This window comes from Staphylococcus sp. EG-SA-2 (genome assembly GCF_017152085.1).
This window is the reverse complement of sequence record NZ_JACYHC010001036.1, coordinates 1-782: the sequence shown is the minus strand read 5'-3', so window position 1 is coordinate 782 and position 782 is coordinate 1. Positions and strand designations below refer to the sequence as shown.

Here is a 782-nt window from a genome sequence, read left to right as displayed (position 1 = left end):
TATCCGTTGAATCATGTGAATTACTTCCTGTTATAGATGATTCCACATTTACTATTGATGAAGATGACCAACATTTACGAAAGCAGTTAGAGGACTGGTTAGATTACGAAATTACTACATTGCCATATGATATGACGATTAATCATGCATTTGAGGCACGTGTGGCACCGCATCCTTTTACTAATTTTATGAATTACGCTTTATTAGAAAAAAGTGACGCAGATGTTGCCTGTACAGCTTTGTTTGATTCTGCTAGTGGTTTCAAGCAAGTCGTGACGATGCGAGATGTTATTAACAATTACCCATTTCCAAATACATTTAAAGTTTTAGCTGTAAGTGGTGCCAAACTTAAAGAAGCCATTGAACGATCAGCAGAATATTTTGACGTGCAAAATGATGAAGTAAGTGTGAGCGCAGACTTCCTTGGACCCAAACCACAACACTTTAATTATGATATATATGGTGGCGTAAGTTATACCATTCATGTTGGAAGACCAAAGGGACAACGTGTGAGCAATATGATGATTCAAGGTCACGCAGTTGATTTAAAGCAGACATATACAATTTGTGTAAATAATTATCGTGCAGTTGGCGGTGGTCAGTATGATATGTTTATCGACGCGCCAGTTGTGAAAGATATTCAAGTTGAAGGCGCACAATTACTTATTGATTTTTTATCAAATAATAATTTGATGCGTATCCCGCAAGTTGTTGATTTTAAAGTTGAAAAGTGACGGATATATGAAAAACTTACTTGATTTTAATCGGGTAAGTTTTTGTTT

At 35.8% G+C, this 782-nt stretch carries 1 protein-coding gene; it reads left to right on the top strand.

All coding sequences use genetic code 11. The features are described from left to right. Nucleotides 1–734: 5'-nucleotidase C-terminal domain-containing protein (locus IDG60_RS17650; RefSeq protein ID WP_206161005.1), on the top strand; the 734-nt coding region annotated here is incomplete at its 5' end. Between the last annotated feature and the right edge of the window lie 48 nt (nucleotides 735–782).